Origin of the sequence: Rhodococcus cerastii, from assembly GCF_033042195.1 — a bacterium.
Classification (GTDB): Bacteria; Actinomycetota; Actinomycetes; order Mycobacteriales; family Mycobacteriaceae; genus Rhodococcoides.
In genome coordinates this window covers 36,599-50,945 of the sequence record NZ_JAWLKF010000008.1, presented here as the reverse complement: position 1 = coordinate 50,945, position 14,347 = coordinate 36,599, and the positions used below count along the sequence as shown (strand labels likewise).

The following is a 14,347-nucleotide window of genomic DNA, read 5'->3' as shown; positions in this document are numbered from 1 at the left end:
TCCGGCTGTCTGACAGGTAGAGTGTGGCGCAGAACACCTCATCGGTCAACCCCAGGCTAGGATTGCGTCATGACCTGTCGGACAGCTGGGCAGTCAGTGCGCCCACGAATGCCCGCATGAGCGCAGCCGAGGCGGTGTTCGCCGACCTCCGCTCGGCGATCGCGTCGGGCGATCTCCCGGTCGGGCAGAAGTTGCCTTCCGAGGCCGCGCTCGCCACCCGGCACAGCGTCAGCCGCTCGGTCATCCGTGAGGCGCTGCGTTCCTGCCATGCCCTCGGCCTGACCGAAACCAAAACGGGCCTGGGCACTTTCGTCGTTCGCGACCGCGTCGGAAACGACCTCGACATCGGCAACTACGCCGCCCGCGAACTCATGGAGGCCCGCCCTCACGTGGAGATTCCCGCTGCCGGCTGGGCCGCGGAGCGTCGCACCGACGAGGAGTTGACCATGCTCGCCGGTCTGGCCGACGAGATGCGCTCCGAGGACGACCACGAGGCCTGGGTACTGCTGGACGCGCAGTTCCACACGGCGATCGCGCGAGCGAGCAAGAACCGCGTATTCGAGGCGATCATCGTCGATATTCGGGATGCGTTGACGCGGCAGTCGGAGACCCTCAACCTCGTCGCACATCGGCAGCAGCAATCCAACGTCGAACACGACGCGATCGTCGACGGCATCCGATCCGGCGAATACGACGCGGCAGCCCGCGCCATGACCGTGCATCTCGATGCGGTCCGGGGTGCAGTGGAGTCGCTCGCCGACAGGCCGGATCAGTAGTACGACTAGGCCGGGAGTGGAGCCTGCGGAACGACCCCTACTAGGCCGGGAGTGGAGCCCGCGGAACGACCCCTACTAGGCCGGGAGTGGAGCCCGCGGAACGACCCCTACTAGGCTGCTGCCGTGACGAAGGTATTGAACTCTCTCCCGGTCGGTGAACGAATCGGCATTGCATTCTCCGGCGGTCTCGACACCTCGGTGGCCGTGGCGTGGATGCGCGAGCACGGCGCAGTGCCGTATGCGTACACCGCCGACATCGGCCAGTACGACGAGCCGGATCTGTCCGATGTGCCCGAGCGCGGCCTGGCCTACGGGGCCGAGCAAGCGCGGCTCATCGACTGCCGCGAGCCGCTCGTCGAGGAGGGCCTGGCTGCACTGACCTGCGGCGCATTCCACATTCGTTCGTCGCTGCAGACGTACTTCAACACCACCCCGCTCGGCCGCGCGGTCACCGGCACGATGCTGGTCCGCGCCATGCAGGAAGACGGCGTCTCGATCTGGGGCGACGGATCGACGTACAAGGGCAACGACATCGAGCGGTTCTACCGCTACGGCCTGCTCGCCAATCCGCAGCTGCGGATCTACAAGCCCTGGCTCGACGAGGCATTCGTCGCCGAGCTCGGCGGCCGGCACGAGATGTCGCAGTGGCTCAGCCAGCGCACGCTCCCCTACCGCGACTCCGCCGAGAAGGCGTACTCCACCGACGCCAACATCTGGGGTGCCACCCACGAGGCCAAGAGCCTCGAATACCTCGACACCTCGCTCGAGATCGTCAACCCCATCATGGGCGTGAAGTTCTGGGACCCCGAGGTGGAGATCGCCGCCGAAGAGGTCACCGTCGAGTTCGAGCGCGGCCGCCCGGTCCGCATCAACGGCAAGACCTTCGACAGCGCTGTCGACCTCGTCATGGAGGCCAACTCCATCGGCGGTCGCCATGGTCTCGGCATGAGCGACCAGATCGAGAACCGCATCATCGAAGCCAAGAGTCGCGGCATCTACGAGGCCCCCGGCATGGCGCTGCTGCACATCACCTACGAACGCCTCGTCAACGCCGTCCACAACGAGGACACCGTCGCCTCTTACCACAACGAGGGCCGTCGACTCGGACGCCTGCTGTACGAGGGACGCTGGTTCGATCCGCAGGCGCTGATGCTCCGTGAGGGCCTGCAGCGGTGGGTCGGCAACGTCGTCAGCGGCAGCGTGACACTGCGACTGCGCCGCGGCCAGGACTTCACCATCGTCGACACCCAGGGCAGCAACTTCAGCTACCACCCCGAGAAGCTGTCGATGGAGCGCAGCCAGGGCCAGGCATTCTTCCCCGGCGACCGCATCGGTCAGCTCACCATGCGCAACCTCGACATCGCCGATTCACGCAGCAAACTCGAGCAATACGCCGCGCAGAATCAACTCACTGCTTGGGGCGACCTGATCGGCGAACTGCCCGCAGGCGGAGCCGACGCCATCGCAGCAAGCGGCCCCGACAGCTCCGTCGACTCCTCGGCACTCGACCACGCCGCCATCGAGTCCGGTACCGACTAGAACTGCTTGCGCAACTGGGTCGTTCCGCAGGCTCCACTCCTGCCCGAACTCGCAGTTATGCAGGGATTTCCGCCGATTTCCGTACATAACTGCGAGTTCGGCGGGGTCAGTCTTCTGCAGGCTCGACCAAGCCCTGATGCTCGTCCCGCTCCGCCCATTCGAGTAACTCGTCGATGGCGAACACTGCGTCGTCGATGCCGGCGTGCAGGTCACCCAACTCGGCGAATCTGGCCGGCACCGTGAACATCGTGAACTCGCGCGGGTCGACGCTCGCGACCTCGTCCCAGGAGATCGGCGTCGAGACCGTCGCCTGTTGATTTCCGCGCACCGAATACGCGCTGGCGATGGTGTGATCGCGGGCATTCTGGTTGTAGTCGACGAACAATTTCGACGGGTCGCGGTCCTTGCGCCACCACGTCGTGGTCACGTCCTCGGGTGCGCGACGCTCGACCTCACGCGCGAAAGCCAGCGCAGCCCTTCGTAAATCCTTGAATCCGTAGGCCGGGTCGATGCGCACGTAGATGTGCAGTCCATGACCGCCGGAGGTCTTGGGCCAGCCGACGGCTCCGAGGTCTTCCAACACCTCCTGAACGACCCCGGCGACGCGTCGCACTCGGTCGAAGGGGCAGTCGGGCATCGGGTCGAGGTCGATGCGCCACTCGTCGGGCATCTCCACGTCGGCGCGGCGGCTGTTCCACGGATGGAACTCGACGGTCGACATCTGCACCGCCCAGGCCACGTGCGCCAACTCCGTCACGCACAATTCGTCGGCAGTGCGGTTGTAGCGGGGGAAGGTAACCTGCACCGTCTCGAGCCACGGCGGCGCTCCGTTGGGTACGCGCTTCTGGTGCACCTTGTCTCCGGCGAGACCCTTGGGGAAGCGGTGCATCATGCAGGGCCGCTCCCTCAGTGCCCGCACGATGCCGTCGCCCACGCTCAGGTAGTAGTTCACCAAATCCAGCTTGGTGGCACCGCTCTCGGGGAAGTACACCCGATCGGGGTTGGAGATTCGTACGATGCGGTCGCCGACCGGCAACTCGATCGACGGTGAGCTACTGGCCATGAGATCGAGCGTAGGCGATCACGAACGCAGCGTGATGCCGTATCGGTCTCGCTTGCGGTAGATGGTCGCTCGGCTCATGCCGAGTTCCTCGGCCGCGTCGTTCATCGTGATGCCGGGCTGCGAGAGCACGCGAATCATCTCGTCCCGCTCGAATGTCTCGATGCGGGTGAGTCGATGGGTGGTGTGCGACAGCACCTCCGGCGGCAGGTGTTCGATGCCGATGACGTCTGCGCGGATCGCGGCCCGATGCATGACCGTCGCCAGTTCCGCGACGTTTCCCGGCCAGGCGTACTCCCGCAGCGCCCGCTCGGCGGCGGTGGTCAGCCTGACGGCCCGGCCGCGTACCCGGCCCGCGAGGTGCAGGGCGAGCGGCGCGATGTCGTCGGCCCGATGTCGCAGGGAAGGCAATTCGACGACTGTGCGCAGCAATCCGGCGAGTGCATGCGGAACGTCGTCGTAGTTCGATGCCGTGACGGTCACCGGCACACCTGCCCCTGCACGACGAAGCAGTTCCGCCAACGTGTCTGCCGCACGGGCGGGCAGCCTGTCGACATCGCGGATGACCACGGCGGTATCGGGTTTCGGCAATTCGGGGGTCCACAGGTCGAGCCAGGCCTCGACGTCACGGGCAGCGGGCGCACCGGCGCTGAGGATGCGGCCGCGGGGCCGAGATGTCCGCAGCGCTCGGGCCAGGACGGTAGCTCGTCCTGATCCCGCCTCGCCGACCATCAGTACCGAACCGTGATCGGCCAGCGCCGATGTCGCCGAACCGAGTGCACTGCGCCAGGCCGGCGAGAGGTCGTCGACGATGCCGGATCCTGTTCCGCTGTGCGCGGTCTCGACCCGGAAGACCTCACCGCGCGGTGCGGGCCTGGGCTGCTGGCCCTGCGACCGTGCGAGCATCATCGCCGAGGTGTTTCCGGCCGCCGATTGGGCAAGGGCCAGAAGCAGATCCGAGGACGACTGCGACCACGTCGTGAGATTCACACACCCCTCCACCCGGCCGGTCAGTGGATCGAGAACGGGAGCGGCCGCACACGTGTACCCGGCCAACGAGAGCGAGTAGTGTTCGTCCGCCTTCACCACCGCAGGTACCCGATCCGCCAGCGCGAGTGCGAGTCCGTTGGTGCCGGTCTGATCCTCGGCGTAGGAGAACCCGGGTGCCAGGTGAACGCGATCGAGCGCGGCCAGCAACTCGCGGTCCGCGCTGACGCGATCCAGTACGAGACCGTCGGCGTCGGTCAGCATCATCGATACCGGCTCGTTCGCCAGCGTGTCGCGCAGACCGTCGAGCACCTCCCGGCCGCAGCGATAGAACAGGGATTCGCCGTCGTACGTTCCGGAGAAGACGGGAGCAACCTCATCGAGCGAGACCCCGTACCGCTGGCTGCGATGCCACGACGCCAGAAGGCGGTGGGAGACGGCAGCGAGGGGCTCGGAGTGGAGTCGGGCTCGCACGAGACCCTCCGGTTCAGCCATGTGACCCACGTTACATTCGCATGTCGCAATCTCACCCCGCCGATCGTCTCGAATTGAGACGTCGCGGGGCCCTCGAGGCGGCCCCACAGCCCTACCGTCGTGCACAGATCAACGTGACCCACGTCACGCACTGCAATTCGGGAGGCCCACCGCATGTACACGAAAAACGGCGAGAACTACTTCATCGTCGACGCCCACATCGCCCTGTGGGATGCGCGCGCGGAGAACCAGCGCAACATCCACGGCAAGCAGTTCATCGACTGCTTCTACGACTACCACCGCAACCTGTCCCCCGAATCCGAGCTGTGGAGCTACGAGGAGTACCTCTACCAGGGCGGTGAGCGGCTGATGCACGACCTGTTCGAGATCGGCTACGTCGATCACGCCATCTTCCAGCCGGCCCACCTCGGCGAGTTCTATCACCGCGGCTTCGGCCAGACCGACGAAGCATCGACACTGGCTGCGGCCAACCCGGACAAGCTGACCTACAACCACCACTTCGATCCTCGCAACGGCGAGCGTGGCCTCGACCAGCTACGCGCGGACGCAGAACGATTCGGGCTGAAAGGCGTCAAGCTCTACACAGCCGAGTGGAACGGCGATTCCCGCGGCTACAAGCTCGACGACGACTGGACGCGGCGCTACCTCGAAGTGTGCCGCGAGGTCGGCATCAAGAACATCCACGTACACAAGGGCCCGACCATCCGCCCGCTCGACAGAGATGCGTTCGACGTCGCGGACGTCGACCACGTGGCCACCGATTTCACGGACCTGAACTTCGTCGTCGAGCACTGCGGACTGCCGCGGCTCGAGGACTTCTGCTGGATCGCCACCCAGGAACCGAACGTGTATGCCGGACTTGCCGTGGCCATTCCGTTCATGCACACGCGTCCGAAGTATTTCGGGCAGATCATGGGCGAGCTGCTGTACTGGCTGGGCGAGGACCGCATCTTCTTCTCCTCCGACTACGCGCTGTGGACGCCCAAGTGGTTGGTCGAAGGATTCGTCGATTTCCAGATCCACGAGTCCCTCGACGAATACGCGCCCATCACGATCGAGCAGAAGAAGAAGGTGCTCGGGCTCAACGCCGCGAAGATGTACGACATCCCGGTGCCCACCGAGCTGCAGCTGCCCGACGCCGACGAAACCGAGACCGGACCGCGTCAACCCGAACGCGCCGACCTCGCGGGGGTGTGATGTGTCGGTAGTTGCAACCCTGTCGAGGCACGACGAGGCGTTCGCCGCTCTCGGACTCGTCCTCGATCCCGAATTGGACGAGCCCATCACCGATCTCGGGTTCGTCCGATCCCTCGAGGTCGACGACGGCGTCGTGCATGTTCATCTCCGGCTGCCGACGTCGTTCTGTTCACCGAACTTCGCGTATCTGATGGCGGGAGACTCCAAGGACGTGCTGACGGCGTTGCCATGGACCGAGCGAGTGCTGGTCGAGCTCGACGATCACCACGACTCGGACAAGATCAACGCCGGCCTTGCCGCCGACGCCGGCTACCGCGGCACTTTCGGACACGAAGCCGAGGAGAACCTCGACGAGCTACGAGCGACGTTCCGCCGCAAGGCGTACGTAGCTGCGATGGAACGCTCGCTCAAAGCATGGTTGCGGGCGAATCCCGATGCGACCGAGAACGATCTGTCGACGGTCGTGCTCGGGGATCTTGCGGACGACCGAACGTCGAACGCATTGCTCCGCCGCCGTGAGGCACTCGGACTTCGCACGGATCCGGCCGCCTCGGCGCTGGTCGATCACGCCGGCCGCCCGCACACCGGGGACCTGACGATGGTGATGCGGCGAGCCCGCGCCACCCGCGTGTCGATCGACGGCAACGCGCACTTCTGCCGCGGACTGCTGCAGACCCGCTACCCCGGTGCCGAGGAACAGCAAGTCCCACGCGCAGAGGGCGCATTCATTCCCCTGACCACTGTCGCTGTCCCACAACGCACTACACAGGAGCATTCACGATGAGCACGATGCGCGCCGTCCAGGTTGTCGGCTACCACCGGAAGCTGGAGATGACCGAGGTCCCGATTCCCGAAGTGCAGGGTCCCCTGGACGTGATCGTGAAGATCGGCGGAGCAGGCGTGTGCCGCACCGATCTGCACATTCTCGAAGGCCAGTGGGCCGAAAAGTCGGGTGTCACATTGCCGTACACGATCGGCCACGAGAACGCTGGCTGGGTGCATGCGGTGGGATCGGCCGTCACCAACGTCACCGAGGGCGACAAGGTGATTCTGCATCCGCTGGTCACGTGTGGACTGTGCCGCGCCTGCCGATCCGGCGACGACGTGCACTGCGAGACAAGCGATTTCCCGGGAATCGACACCAACGGTGGGTACGCGGATTACCTGCGGACCAACGCCAGGACAGTGGTGAAGATCGACGACTCGCTCGAGCCGTCCGCGGTGGCCGCACTCGCCGACGCCGGCCTGACCGCCTATCACGCGGCGGCAAAGGCGGCCCGACGGCTGACACCACGCGACAAGTGTGTCGTCATCGGTGCAGGCGGCCTCGGCCACATCGGCATCCAGGTTCTCGAGGCGCTCTCCCCCGCTGAACTGATCGTCATCGACCGCAACGCCGATGCCGTGAAACTTGCTCTCACCTTGGGTGCCGACCACGCGGTGGTCGCCGACGGCAGTCAGGTGGACCAGATCATGGAGCTCACCGGCGGGTTCGGTGCCGAGGTGGTGCTCGACTTCGTCGGCGAAGGTGGTTCCACCGCAGAAGGATTGGCGATGACAAGACGGGCCGGCGACTACCACGTCGTCGGATACGGCGAGAACATCGATGTACCGACGATCGACCTGATCTCCGAGGAGAAGAACATCGTCGGCAACCTCGTCGGGTCGTACAACGACCTGTGCGATCTGATGTCGCTCGCCGCGCGAGGCGCGGTGAACCTGCATACGCAGACCTATGCGTTGGACGACTTCCAGAGCGCCATCGACGACCTCGACAACGGACGTGTTCGCGGACGCGCGATTCTCGTACCGTGAAAACGGGTAGTAGCAAGAACCATCACTTCGACCACGAGGAGCACCGTTGATCTTCATCACCGCCAAGTTCAAGATCAAGCCCGAGCACGCCGACAACTGGCCCGAGATCTCACGCGACTTCACCGAAGCATGCCAAGCCGAGGAAGGGTGCCTCTGGTACTTCTGGTCGCGCACCCTGGACGACCCCACCGAGTACGTCCTGGTGGAGGCCTTCAAGGACCCCGATGCCGGTGCGACGCACGTGAATTCGGATCACTTCAAGCAGGCACAGAAGGATCTCCCGCCGTACCTGCAGGAGACGCCGAAGATCATCAGCCAGGAAGTGGACGGCACCGGCTGGAACGAACTGGGCGAGCTCGCGGTCGACTAGTTCGAGCCGCGATCCCGGACCACCTGGCCCAGCGTCACGATGGCGTCGGCGAACTGCCCAGGTAGTTCCTGAGGCGGGTTGTGGCCACAATCGACCTGACGAACGTCGATCAGATCGTCGAAGTGCGCCGCGTGGTCCGGGCGGCCGTACAGCGAGGCGACGGTGTCCTCGGTCGGATCGATCACGACCGTGGGCACCGTGATCCTCGGTTGCTCGGTCAGCAACTCCTGCGTCGCTGCGTAGGCCGCGTCCCCCACCTCGATGCCGTAGCGGTGCCGGTAGGAATGCACGGAGACGTCGACGAAGTCGGGGTTGTCGAACGACGGTGCGGTGGCCGCGAATTCGGAGTCCCCGAACCGCCAGGTGGGCGACCAGTCCGTCCACAGTGTCTGTGCGATCTCTGCGCGGTACTCCGCGAGCCCGGCCCGACCCCGCTCGGAGTGCAGGTAGTACTGATACCAGAACCGCTTCTCCAGGTGCGGGGCCACCGGCGTCGACACCGCCGCGGCGATGTCCTGGATCAGATAGCCGGAAACGCTCACCAAGCCCGACACCAACTCCGGCCACAGCGCGGCAACGACGCAGGCCGCTCGCCCACCCCAGTCGTAGCCGGCGACGATGGGCTCGTTCAGCTCCAGGGCGAGGATCAGCTCACGGAGATCATGGCCGATCGCAGCCTGCTCACCGGAGCGCATCGTGGCCGCGTCGACGAACCGGGTAGGACCGAAACCGCGCAGGTACGGCACCACCACGTCGTAGCCGGAATCGGCGAGCAGCCTCGCGACGTCGTCGTAGCAGCGCGGGTCGTACGGAAACCCGTGCAGCAGCACCACCGAACGACCGGACGGATCACCGAGGCGGTCGTAGGCCACGTCCAGCACCCCTGCGCGAATCATCATGGGTCCATGTTCGCATTGTCGGGCAAAGGGTCAGCTGCTCAGCACATCCTGCATGCCGGGAGCGAGGACATCGGACAGGTTCGTCCATGGGACGGTGATCGTGATGAGGCCGATGCCATAGGACCCGACCTGGTAGTCCCCGAAGTGGATGTTCATCCCCTCCGGTGACGCCGTCCAGTTTCCGAAGTTGGCCACGGTCGGCTCGATGCCCGAGCGCTCGAAGCTCTCGCCGGCCCGGGTGGTCGGAAGAATTCTCGCTGCTTGATCGGAGAGCCGAGCCAGACCTGCGTCGAGATCGGTGAACGCATCGTCGAGGGAGATCGGTTGCGCGGTGTCGGCGTCGATCGTCACGGTCGCAATCAGAGAATTGCCATGCGCTCCGGGCGGGACGGCGATCCACCCGGTGATCTGTTCGGCACTGATCACGCGGCTCCCCACGTGGGTCGTCCCCGTCGAGTAGCCGTCGCTGAGAGCGAACTCGTATCCGTAGTCGCGATCGATCTGATCCTGCAGCGCGGCTCGCATCGACTCGTTGAACTCCGCTGTGACGGCGGGATCCCCACCACTGAGCTGCGGAATGGCCACGTCGTACGTCGCATTCCCCGTGGATCCGGCGACGCGGGTGCTGCCCAGAACGTAGGGCTCGGCGGCGTCCGGCTCCGCGGTGGGCTCGGGCGCTGCTGTGGCGGTCGGCTCGACGCTCATCGTCGTAGCCGGTGCCGCGGTAGCGGGAGGTGCGAGCTCCGGCGTTGCAGTTCCCGAGGTGGAGCAACCCGCGAGGACCACGGTCACGGCCAACGCGACGGTCATCGAGCGAATACGAGTCATGACCGACCCTAACCACAACGAGCCGATTCGAACACGAAAAAGCCCGACCCCCTTGTAAGGGAGTCGGGCTTCTTCAGTGCAGGGGCGGACTCAGAAGTCCATGCCGCCCATGCCACCGGTCGGATCGCCAGCGGGCGCTCCGGCCTTTTCGGGCTTGTCGGCGACGACGGCCTCGGTGGTGAGGAACAGAGCCGCAATGGACGCTGCGTTCTGCAGTGCCGAGCGGGTGACCTTGACCGGGTCGTTGATGCCTGCAGCGAGCAGGTCCTCGTACTCGTTGGTCGCGGCGTTGAGGCCGTGGCCTGCGGGGAGGTTGGAGACCTTGTCCGCAACGACGCCAGGCTCGAGGCCGGCGTTGAATGCGATCTGCTTGAGCGGGGCGGACAGTGCGACGCGAACGATGTTCACGCCGGTTGCCTCGTCACCGTCGAGCTTGAGGTTGTCGAGTGCGGGCGCTGCCTGGAGCAGTGCCACGCCGCCACCGGCGACGATGCCTTCTTCGACGGCTGCCTTCGCGTTGCGCACGGCATCTTCGATGCGGTGCTTGCGCTCCTTGAGCTCGACCTCGGTAGCCGCTCCGGCCTTGATGACTGCAACGCCACCGGCCAGCTTGGCCAGGCGCTCCTGCAGCTTCTCGCGGTCGTAGTCGGAATCGGAGTTCTCGATCTCGGCGCGGATCTGGTTGACGCGACCGGCGATGGCGTCGGAATCTCCCGAGCCCTCGACGATGGTGGTCTCGTCCTTGGTGATGACGACCTTGCGTGCCTGACCGAGCAGCTCGAGTCCGGCGGTCTCCAAGGAGAGGCCGACCTCTTCGCTGATGACCTCGCCACCGGTGAGGATGGCGATGTCGGCGAGCTGCGCCTTGCGACGGTCACCGAATCCGGGAGCCTTGACGGCGACGGACTTGAAGGTGCCACGGATCTTGTTCACCACGAGGGTGGAGAGAGCTTCGCCCTCGACGTCCTCGGCGATGATGACGAGCGGCTTGCCGGACTGGATGACCTTCTCCAGCAGCGGCAGCAGGTCCTTGACGGTGCTGATCTTGGAGCTGACGAGCAGGATGTACGCGTCTTCGAGGACGGCTTCCTGGCGCTCTGCATCGGTGGCGAAGTACGCCGAGATGTAGCCCTTGTCGAAGCGCATGCCCTCGGTGAGCTCGAGCTGCAGGCCGAAGGTGTTGGACTCCTCGACCGTGATGACGCCTTCCTTGCCGACCTTGTCCATTGCCTCGGCGATGAGCTCGCCGATGGACGGGTCGCCTGCGGAGATGCCAGCGGTAGCAGCGATCTGCTCCTTGGTGTCGATCTCCTTGGCGGACGCGAGCAGGGCTTCGGTGACGGCTGCAACAGCCTTCTCGATGCCGCGCTTGAGGCCGAGCGGGTTCGCGCCGGCTGCGACGTTGCGCAGGCCTTCACGGACGAGTGCCTGAGCGAGAACGGTAGCGGTGGTGGTGCCGTCGCCTGCGACGTCGTCGGTCTTCTTGGCGACCTCCTTGACGAGCTCGGCGCCGATCTTCTCGTAGGGATCTTCGAGCTCGATCTCCTTGGCGATGGAAACACCATCGTTGGTGATCGTGGGAGCTCCCCACTTCTTCTCGAGTACGACGTTGCGACCCTTGGGGCCCAACGTCACCTTTACTGCGTCGGCGAGGGCATTGAGGCCTCGCTCGAGGCCACGGCGTGCCTCTTCGTCGAACGCGATGATCTTGGCCATTGCGAAGTGATCCTCCGGATTGGGGGTGACACATTGCTGGCCGAGCTCGGTGCCCGCGACGGACGACCAGGGGTGTCGTTGATTCCCCGGCCTCACCGTGTCCCGACCTGGCACTCACGTGTCGAGAGTGCCAACTGCATTTCTAGCACTCGACCATGGCGAGTGCAAGGTCGACCATTCATGCAAGCCGAGGGGCGAACCACCGCCACCCCCATGCCCGACGCCACCGCGCGGCGACAGCCGCGAGCGGATGCTCACCTTCGCGAGGGTCCTTCACGCACTGTTCACATCCGTACGCGTTGTTAACATCCGAATACTGTGCATCGAACCATCGGCGCTAATACCGTTGAGCGACAACAGCTTCGACGCCAAAAAATTCGGACAAAACCCTACAAAAACGACAAGAAGGATCGAAACATGTCCGATACGGTCGACACCTCGTACGACAACTCGGCGATGGACCACGAGGAGGAGGGCTACCACAAGGGCCTGAAACCTCGGCAGTTGCAGATGATCGCGATCGGCGGCGCGATCGGCACCGGCCTGTTCCTCGGCGCGGGTGGACGCCTCGCCAGCGCCGGACCCGGCCTGTTCCTTGCCTACGCGCTCTGCGGAATTTTCGTATTCTTCATCCTGCGGGCCCTCGGCGAACTGGTGCTGCACCGTCCGTCGTCGGGCAGCTTCGTCTCGTACGCGCGCGAGTTCTTCGGCGAGAAGGCAGCTTTCGTCGCGGGCTGGATGTACTTCCTGAACTGGGCGATGACGGCCATCGTGGACGTCACCGCCATTGCGACGTACATGCACTACTGGGGCAGTTTCGAGGTGATTCCGCAGTGGGTCATCGCGTTGATCGCGCTGGTCATCGTCATGAGCCTGAACCTCGTGTCGGTCAAGTGGTTCGGTGAGATGGAATTCTGGGCCGCCATCATCAAGGTCATCGCGTTGGTGACGTTCCTGATCGTGGGCGTGGTGTTCCTCGCGGGCCGAATCCCCGTCGGCACCCAGATGCCGGGCATCAGTCTCATCACCGACAACGGCGGCTTGTTCCCATCCGGCGCATGGCCGCTGGTCATCGTCATCTCGGGGGTCGTGTTCGCCTATGCAGCAGTCGAATTGGTGGGTACCGCAGCCGGTGAGACCGAGAACCCGGAGAAGATCATGCCGCGGGCGATCAACTCGGTCATCGCCCGTATCGCACTGTTCTACGTCGGCTCGCTGGTGCTGCTCGCCCTACTGATGCCGTACACCGCGTACCAGTCCGGGACGTCGCCGTTCGTGACGTTCTTCTCGAGCATCGGCCTCGGCGGCGCGGGCACCATCATGAACATCGTCGTGCTCACCGCGGCACTGTCGAGCCTCAACGCCGGCCTGTACTCCACGGGCCGCATCCTGCGGTCGATGGCGATGAACGGCAGTGCGCCGGAGTTCACCAAGAAGATGACCAAGGGCGGCGTTCCGTTCGGCGGCATTCTGCTCACCTGCTTCATCACGCTGTTCGGTGTCGCGCTCAACGCCATCGCCCCCGGCGAGGCCTTCGAGATCGTGCTGAACATGTCGGCACTGGGCATCATCGCCAGCTGGGCCACCATCGTGCTGTGCCAGATCCAGCTGTTCCGCTGGTCCCAGAAGGGCATCGTGGAGCGGCCCAAGTTCCGGCTGTTCGGAGCGCCGTACACCAGCTACGCGACGCTGGTATTCCTCTTCGGAGTGCTGGTGCTGATGGCCTTCGACGCCCCGATCGGCAGCTGGACCATCGCCACTCTGGTGGTCATCGTCCCCGCACTGATCGGTGGTTGGTTCCTGGTGCGCACCAAGGTGCTCGCGGTGGCAGAGGAACGCCTCGGCTACACCGGCCAGTACCCGGTGGTGGCCAACCGCCCGACCGAACCGGAGGAGTAGCCGATTCGCGTGACGGGGCCCGAAGACCGGTGCCCCGTCACGCGGCCGCGGCGGCGTTGTTGATCAGCTGCACCACCGCACGCGGATCCTCCACCGTCAGAATCAGCCGCTGATACTCCTGCTGCTCGAGCTCGATGACGATCGTGTCGGCACTGCCGGTGACGTTGTAGAACGTCTTGACGCCGTCGCGGTGAAACGTGCCCGCGGTCTTTCCCGGCAGACCGAGCCCCGGTACTCGAATTCCTTTGGGCTCCTTGCTTGCTCCCGGATCGTGGGTAGCTCCGCGTACGCTGCTCAGCGGGATCTCGAGCTTCCGAGTGAACGACCACACCTTGTCCAGCCCCTGCGGCTCCACCACCAGGGTGCCGTCGACGACGGTCACGGAATTCATCTGAGTTCTCCTTCGATTGCAATGGTCGAGTCGATACCGGCGCGCACCAGTAACCGTTCGCCGAGGGCGCGCGCGACGTTTTCGGTGGCACCGGAAGCAAGGCTGCTCGCGCAGATTTCGCGGACATGATCGTCGAACGGCGCAAGTTCCAACAACGCCACCAGTAGCAGATCCACGTCCCATCGGGTACTGGTCAACGCAGCGAGAAACAATCCTCGCTTGCTGCCGAACGCCTGATAGAGACTGCCGCGATGCAGTCCCGTGACGCGCAGCAGATCGTCCAGGGACGTTCCTTCGTAGCCGTTGGATCGAAACTGCTCGGCGGCCGACGCGACGACGGTGGCCTCGTCGAAGCTTCTGGTACGTCCCATGCGT

Annotated in this window: 14 protein-coding genes; 7 read left to right on the top strand and 7 right to left on the bottom strand. The window is 64.9% G+C overall.

Annotated elements, in window-relative coordinates; all coding sequences use genetic code 11:
* Nucleotides 1-116: 116 nt before the first annotated feature.
* Nucleotides 117-776 (top strand): FadR/GntR family transcriptional regulator, encoded by a 660-nt coding sequence (locus tag R3P93_RS15360; protein ID WP_317533375.1) that lies wholly within the window; start codon nucleotides 117-119, stop codon nucleotides 774-776.
* A 123-nt stretch (nucleotides 777-899) separates the two neighbouring features.
* On the top strand, nucleotides 900-2,315 hold the full coding sequence (gene argG / locus R3P93_RS15355) for an argininosuccinate synthase (RefSeq protein ID WP_068048189.1): 1,416 nt from the start codon (nucleotides 900-902) through the stop codon (nucleotides 2,313-2,315).
* Between the two features lie 106 nt (nucleotides 2,316-2,421).
* Here the strand turns inward: argG and ligD are convergent, their stop codons facing one another.
* Both ligD and R3P93_RS15345 read right to left on the bottom strand, forming a co-directional pair.
* Nucleotides 2,422-3,378, bottom strand: coding sequence for a non-homologous end-joining DNA ligase (ligD, locus tag R3P93_RS15350; protein WP_094641014.1), 957 nt, complete (start codon nucleotides 3,376-3,378; stop codon nucleotides 2,422-2,424).
* A gap of 18 nt (nucleotides 3,379-3,396) precedes the next feature.
* Nucleotides 3,397-4,857: a helix-turn-helix domain-containing protein gene (locus R3P93_RS15345; protein ID WP_149406591.1), complete on the bottom strand. Its 1,461-nt coding sequence runs from the start codon at nucleotides 4,855-4,857 to the stop codon at nucleotides 3,397-3,399.
* A gap of 153 nt (nucleotides 4,858-5,010) precedes the next feature.
* On the opposite strand from R3P93_RS15345, the gene R3P93_RS15340 reads away from it, so the two are divergent.
* From R3P93_RS15340 to R3P93_RS15325, 4 genes are read left to right on the top strand one after another with little or no spacing between them, the layout of a single operon-like run.
* Nucleotides 5,011-6,054: an amidohydrolase family protein gene (locus tag R3P93_RS15340; RefSeq protein WP_149406590.1), complete on the top strand. Its 1,044-nt coding sequence runs from the start codon at nucleotides 5,011-5,013 to the stop codon at nucleotides 6,052-6,054.
* 1 nt (nucleotide 6,055) lies between these two features.
* Nucleotides 6,056-6,838 carry an iron-sulfur cluster assembly protein gene (locus R3P93_RS15335; protein WP_262498440.1) on the top strand — a complete coding sequence of 261 codons (783 nt, stop codon included), beginning with the start codon at nucleotides 6,056-6,058 and terminating at the stop codon, nucleotides 6,836-6,838.
* A 5-nt stretch (nucleotides 6,839-6,843) separates the two neighbouring features.
* Nucleotides 6,844-7,869, top strand: coding sequence for an NAD(P)-dependent alcohol dehydrogenase (locus R3P93_RS15330; RefSeq protein ID WP_094641432.1), 1,026 nt, complete (start codon nucleotides 6,844-6,846; stop codon nucleotides 7,867-7,869).
* Between the two features lie 46 nt (nucleotides 7,870-7,915).
* Nucleotides 7,916-8,239, top strand: coding sequence for a putative quinol monooxygenase (locus R3P93_RS15325; RefSeq protein WP_149406589.1), 324 nt, complete (start codon nucleotides 7,916-7,918; stop codon nucleotides 8,237-8,239).
* Here the strand turns inward: R3P93_RS15325 and R3P93_RS15320 are convergent.
* From R3P93_RS15320 to groL, 3 genes are all read right to left on the bottom strand, one after another.
* Nucleotides 8,236-9,138 carry an alpha/beta fold hydrolase gene (locus R3P93_RS15320; RefSeq protein ID WP_149406588.1) on the bottom strand — a complete coding sequence of 301 codons (903 nt, stop codon included), beginning with the start codon at nucleotides 9,136-9,138 and terminating at the stop codon, nucleotides 8,236-8,238. The genes R3P93_RS15325 and R3P93_RS15320 overlap by 4 nt on opposite strands.
* Nucleotides 9,139-9,168: 30 nt before the next feature.
* Complete coding sequence (locus tag R3P93_RS15315) at nucleotides 9,169-9,966, bottom strand: RsiV family protein (RefSeq protein WP_149406587.1); 798 nt, start codon at nucleotides 9,964-9,966, stop codon at nucleotides 9,169-9,171.
* 90 nt (nucleotides 9,967-10,056) lie between these two features.
* Complete coding sequence (gene groL / locus R3P93_RS15310; RefSeq protein WP_094641012.1) at nucleotides 10,057-11,682, bottom strand: chaperonin GroEL; 1,626 nt, start codon at nucleotides 11,680-11,682, stop codon at nucleotides 10,057-10,059.
* 417 nt (nucleotides 11,683-12,099) lie between these two features.
* Here groL and R3P93_RS15305 point away from each other — a divergent pair, with 417 nt between their 5' ends.
* Nucleotides 12,100-13,581, top strand: a complete 1,482-nt coding sequence (locus tag R3P93_RS15305) for an amino acid permease (protein ID WP_068048170.1) — start codon at nucleotides 12,100-12,102, stop codon at nucleotides 13,579-13,581.
* Between the two features lie 37 nt (nucleotides 13,582-13,618).
* Here R3P93_RS15305 and R3P93_RS15300 read toward each other — a convergent pair whose 3' ends face one another.
* Complete coding sequence (locus R3P93_RS15300; RefSeq protein WP_149406586.1) at nucleotides 13,619-13,972, bottom strand: PH domain-containing protein; 354 nt, start codon at nucleotides 13,970-13,972, stop codon at nucleotides 13,619-13,621.
* On the bottom strand, nucleotides 13,969-14,343 hold the full coding sequence (locus R3P93_RS15295; RefSeq protein ID WP_149406585.1) for a TetR/AcrR family transcriptional regulator: 375 nt from the start codon (nucleotides 14,341-14,343) through the stop codon (nucleotides 13,969-13,971). Before R3P93_RS15295 ends, R3P93_RS15300 begins: the two co-directional genes overlap by 4 nt.
* Nucleotides 14,344-14,347 lie beyond the last annotated feature (4 nt).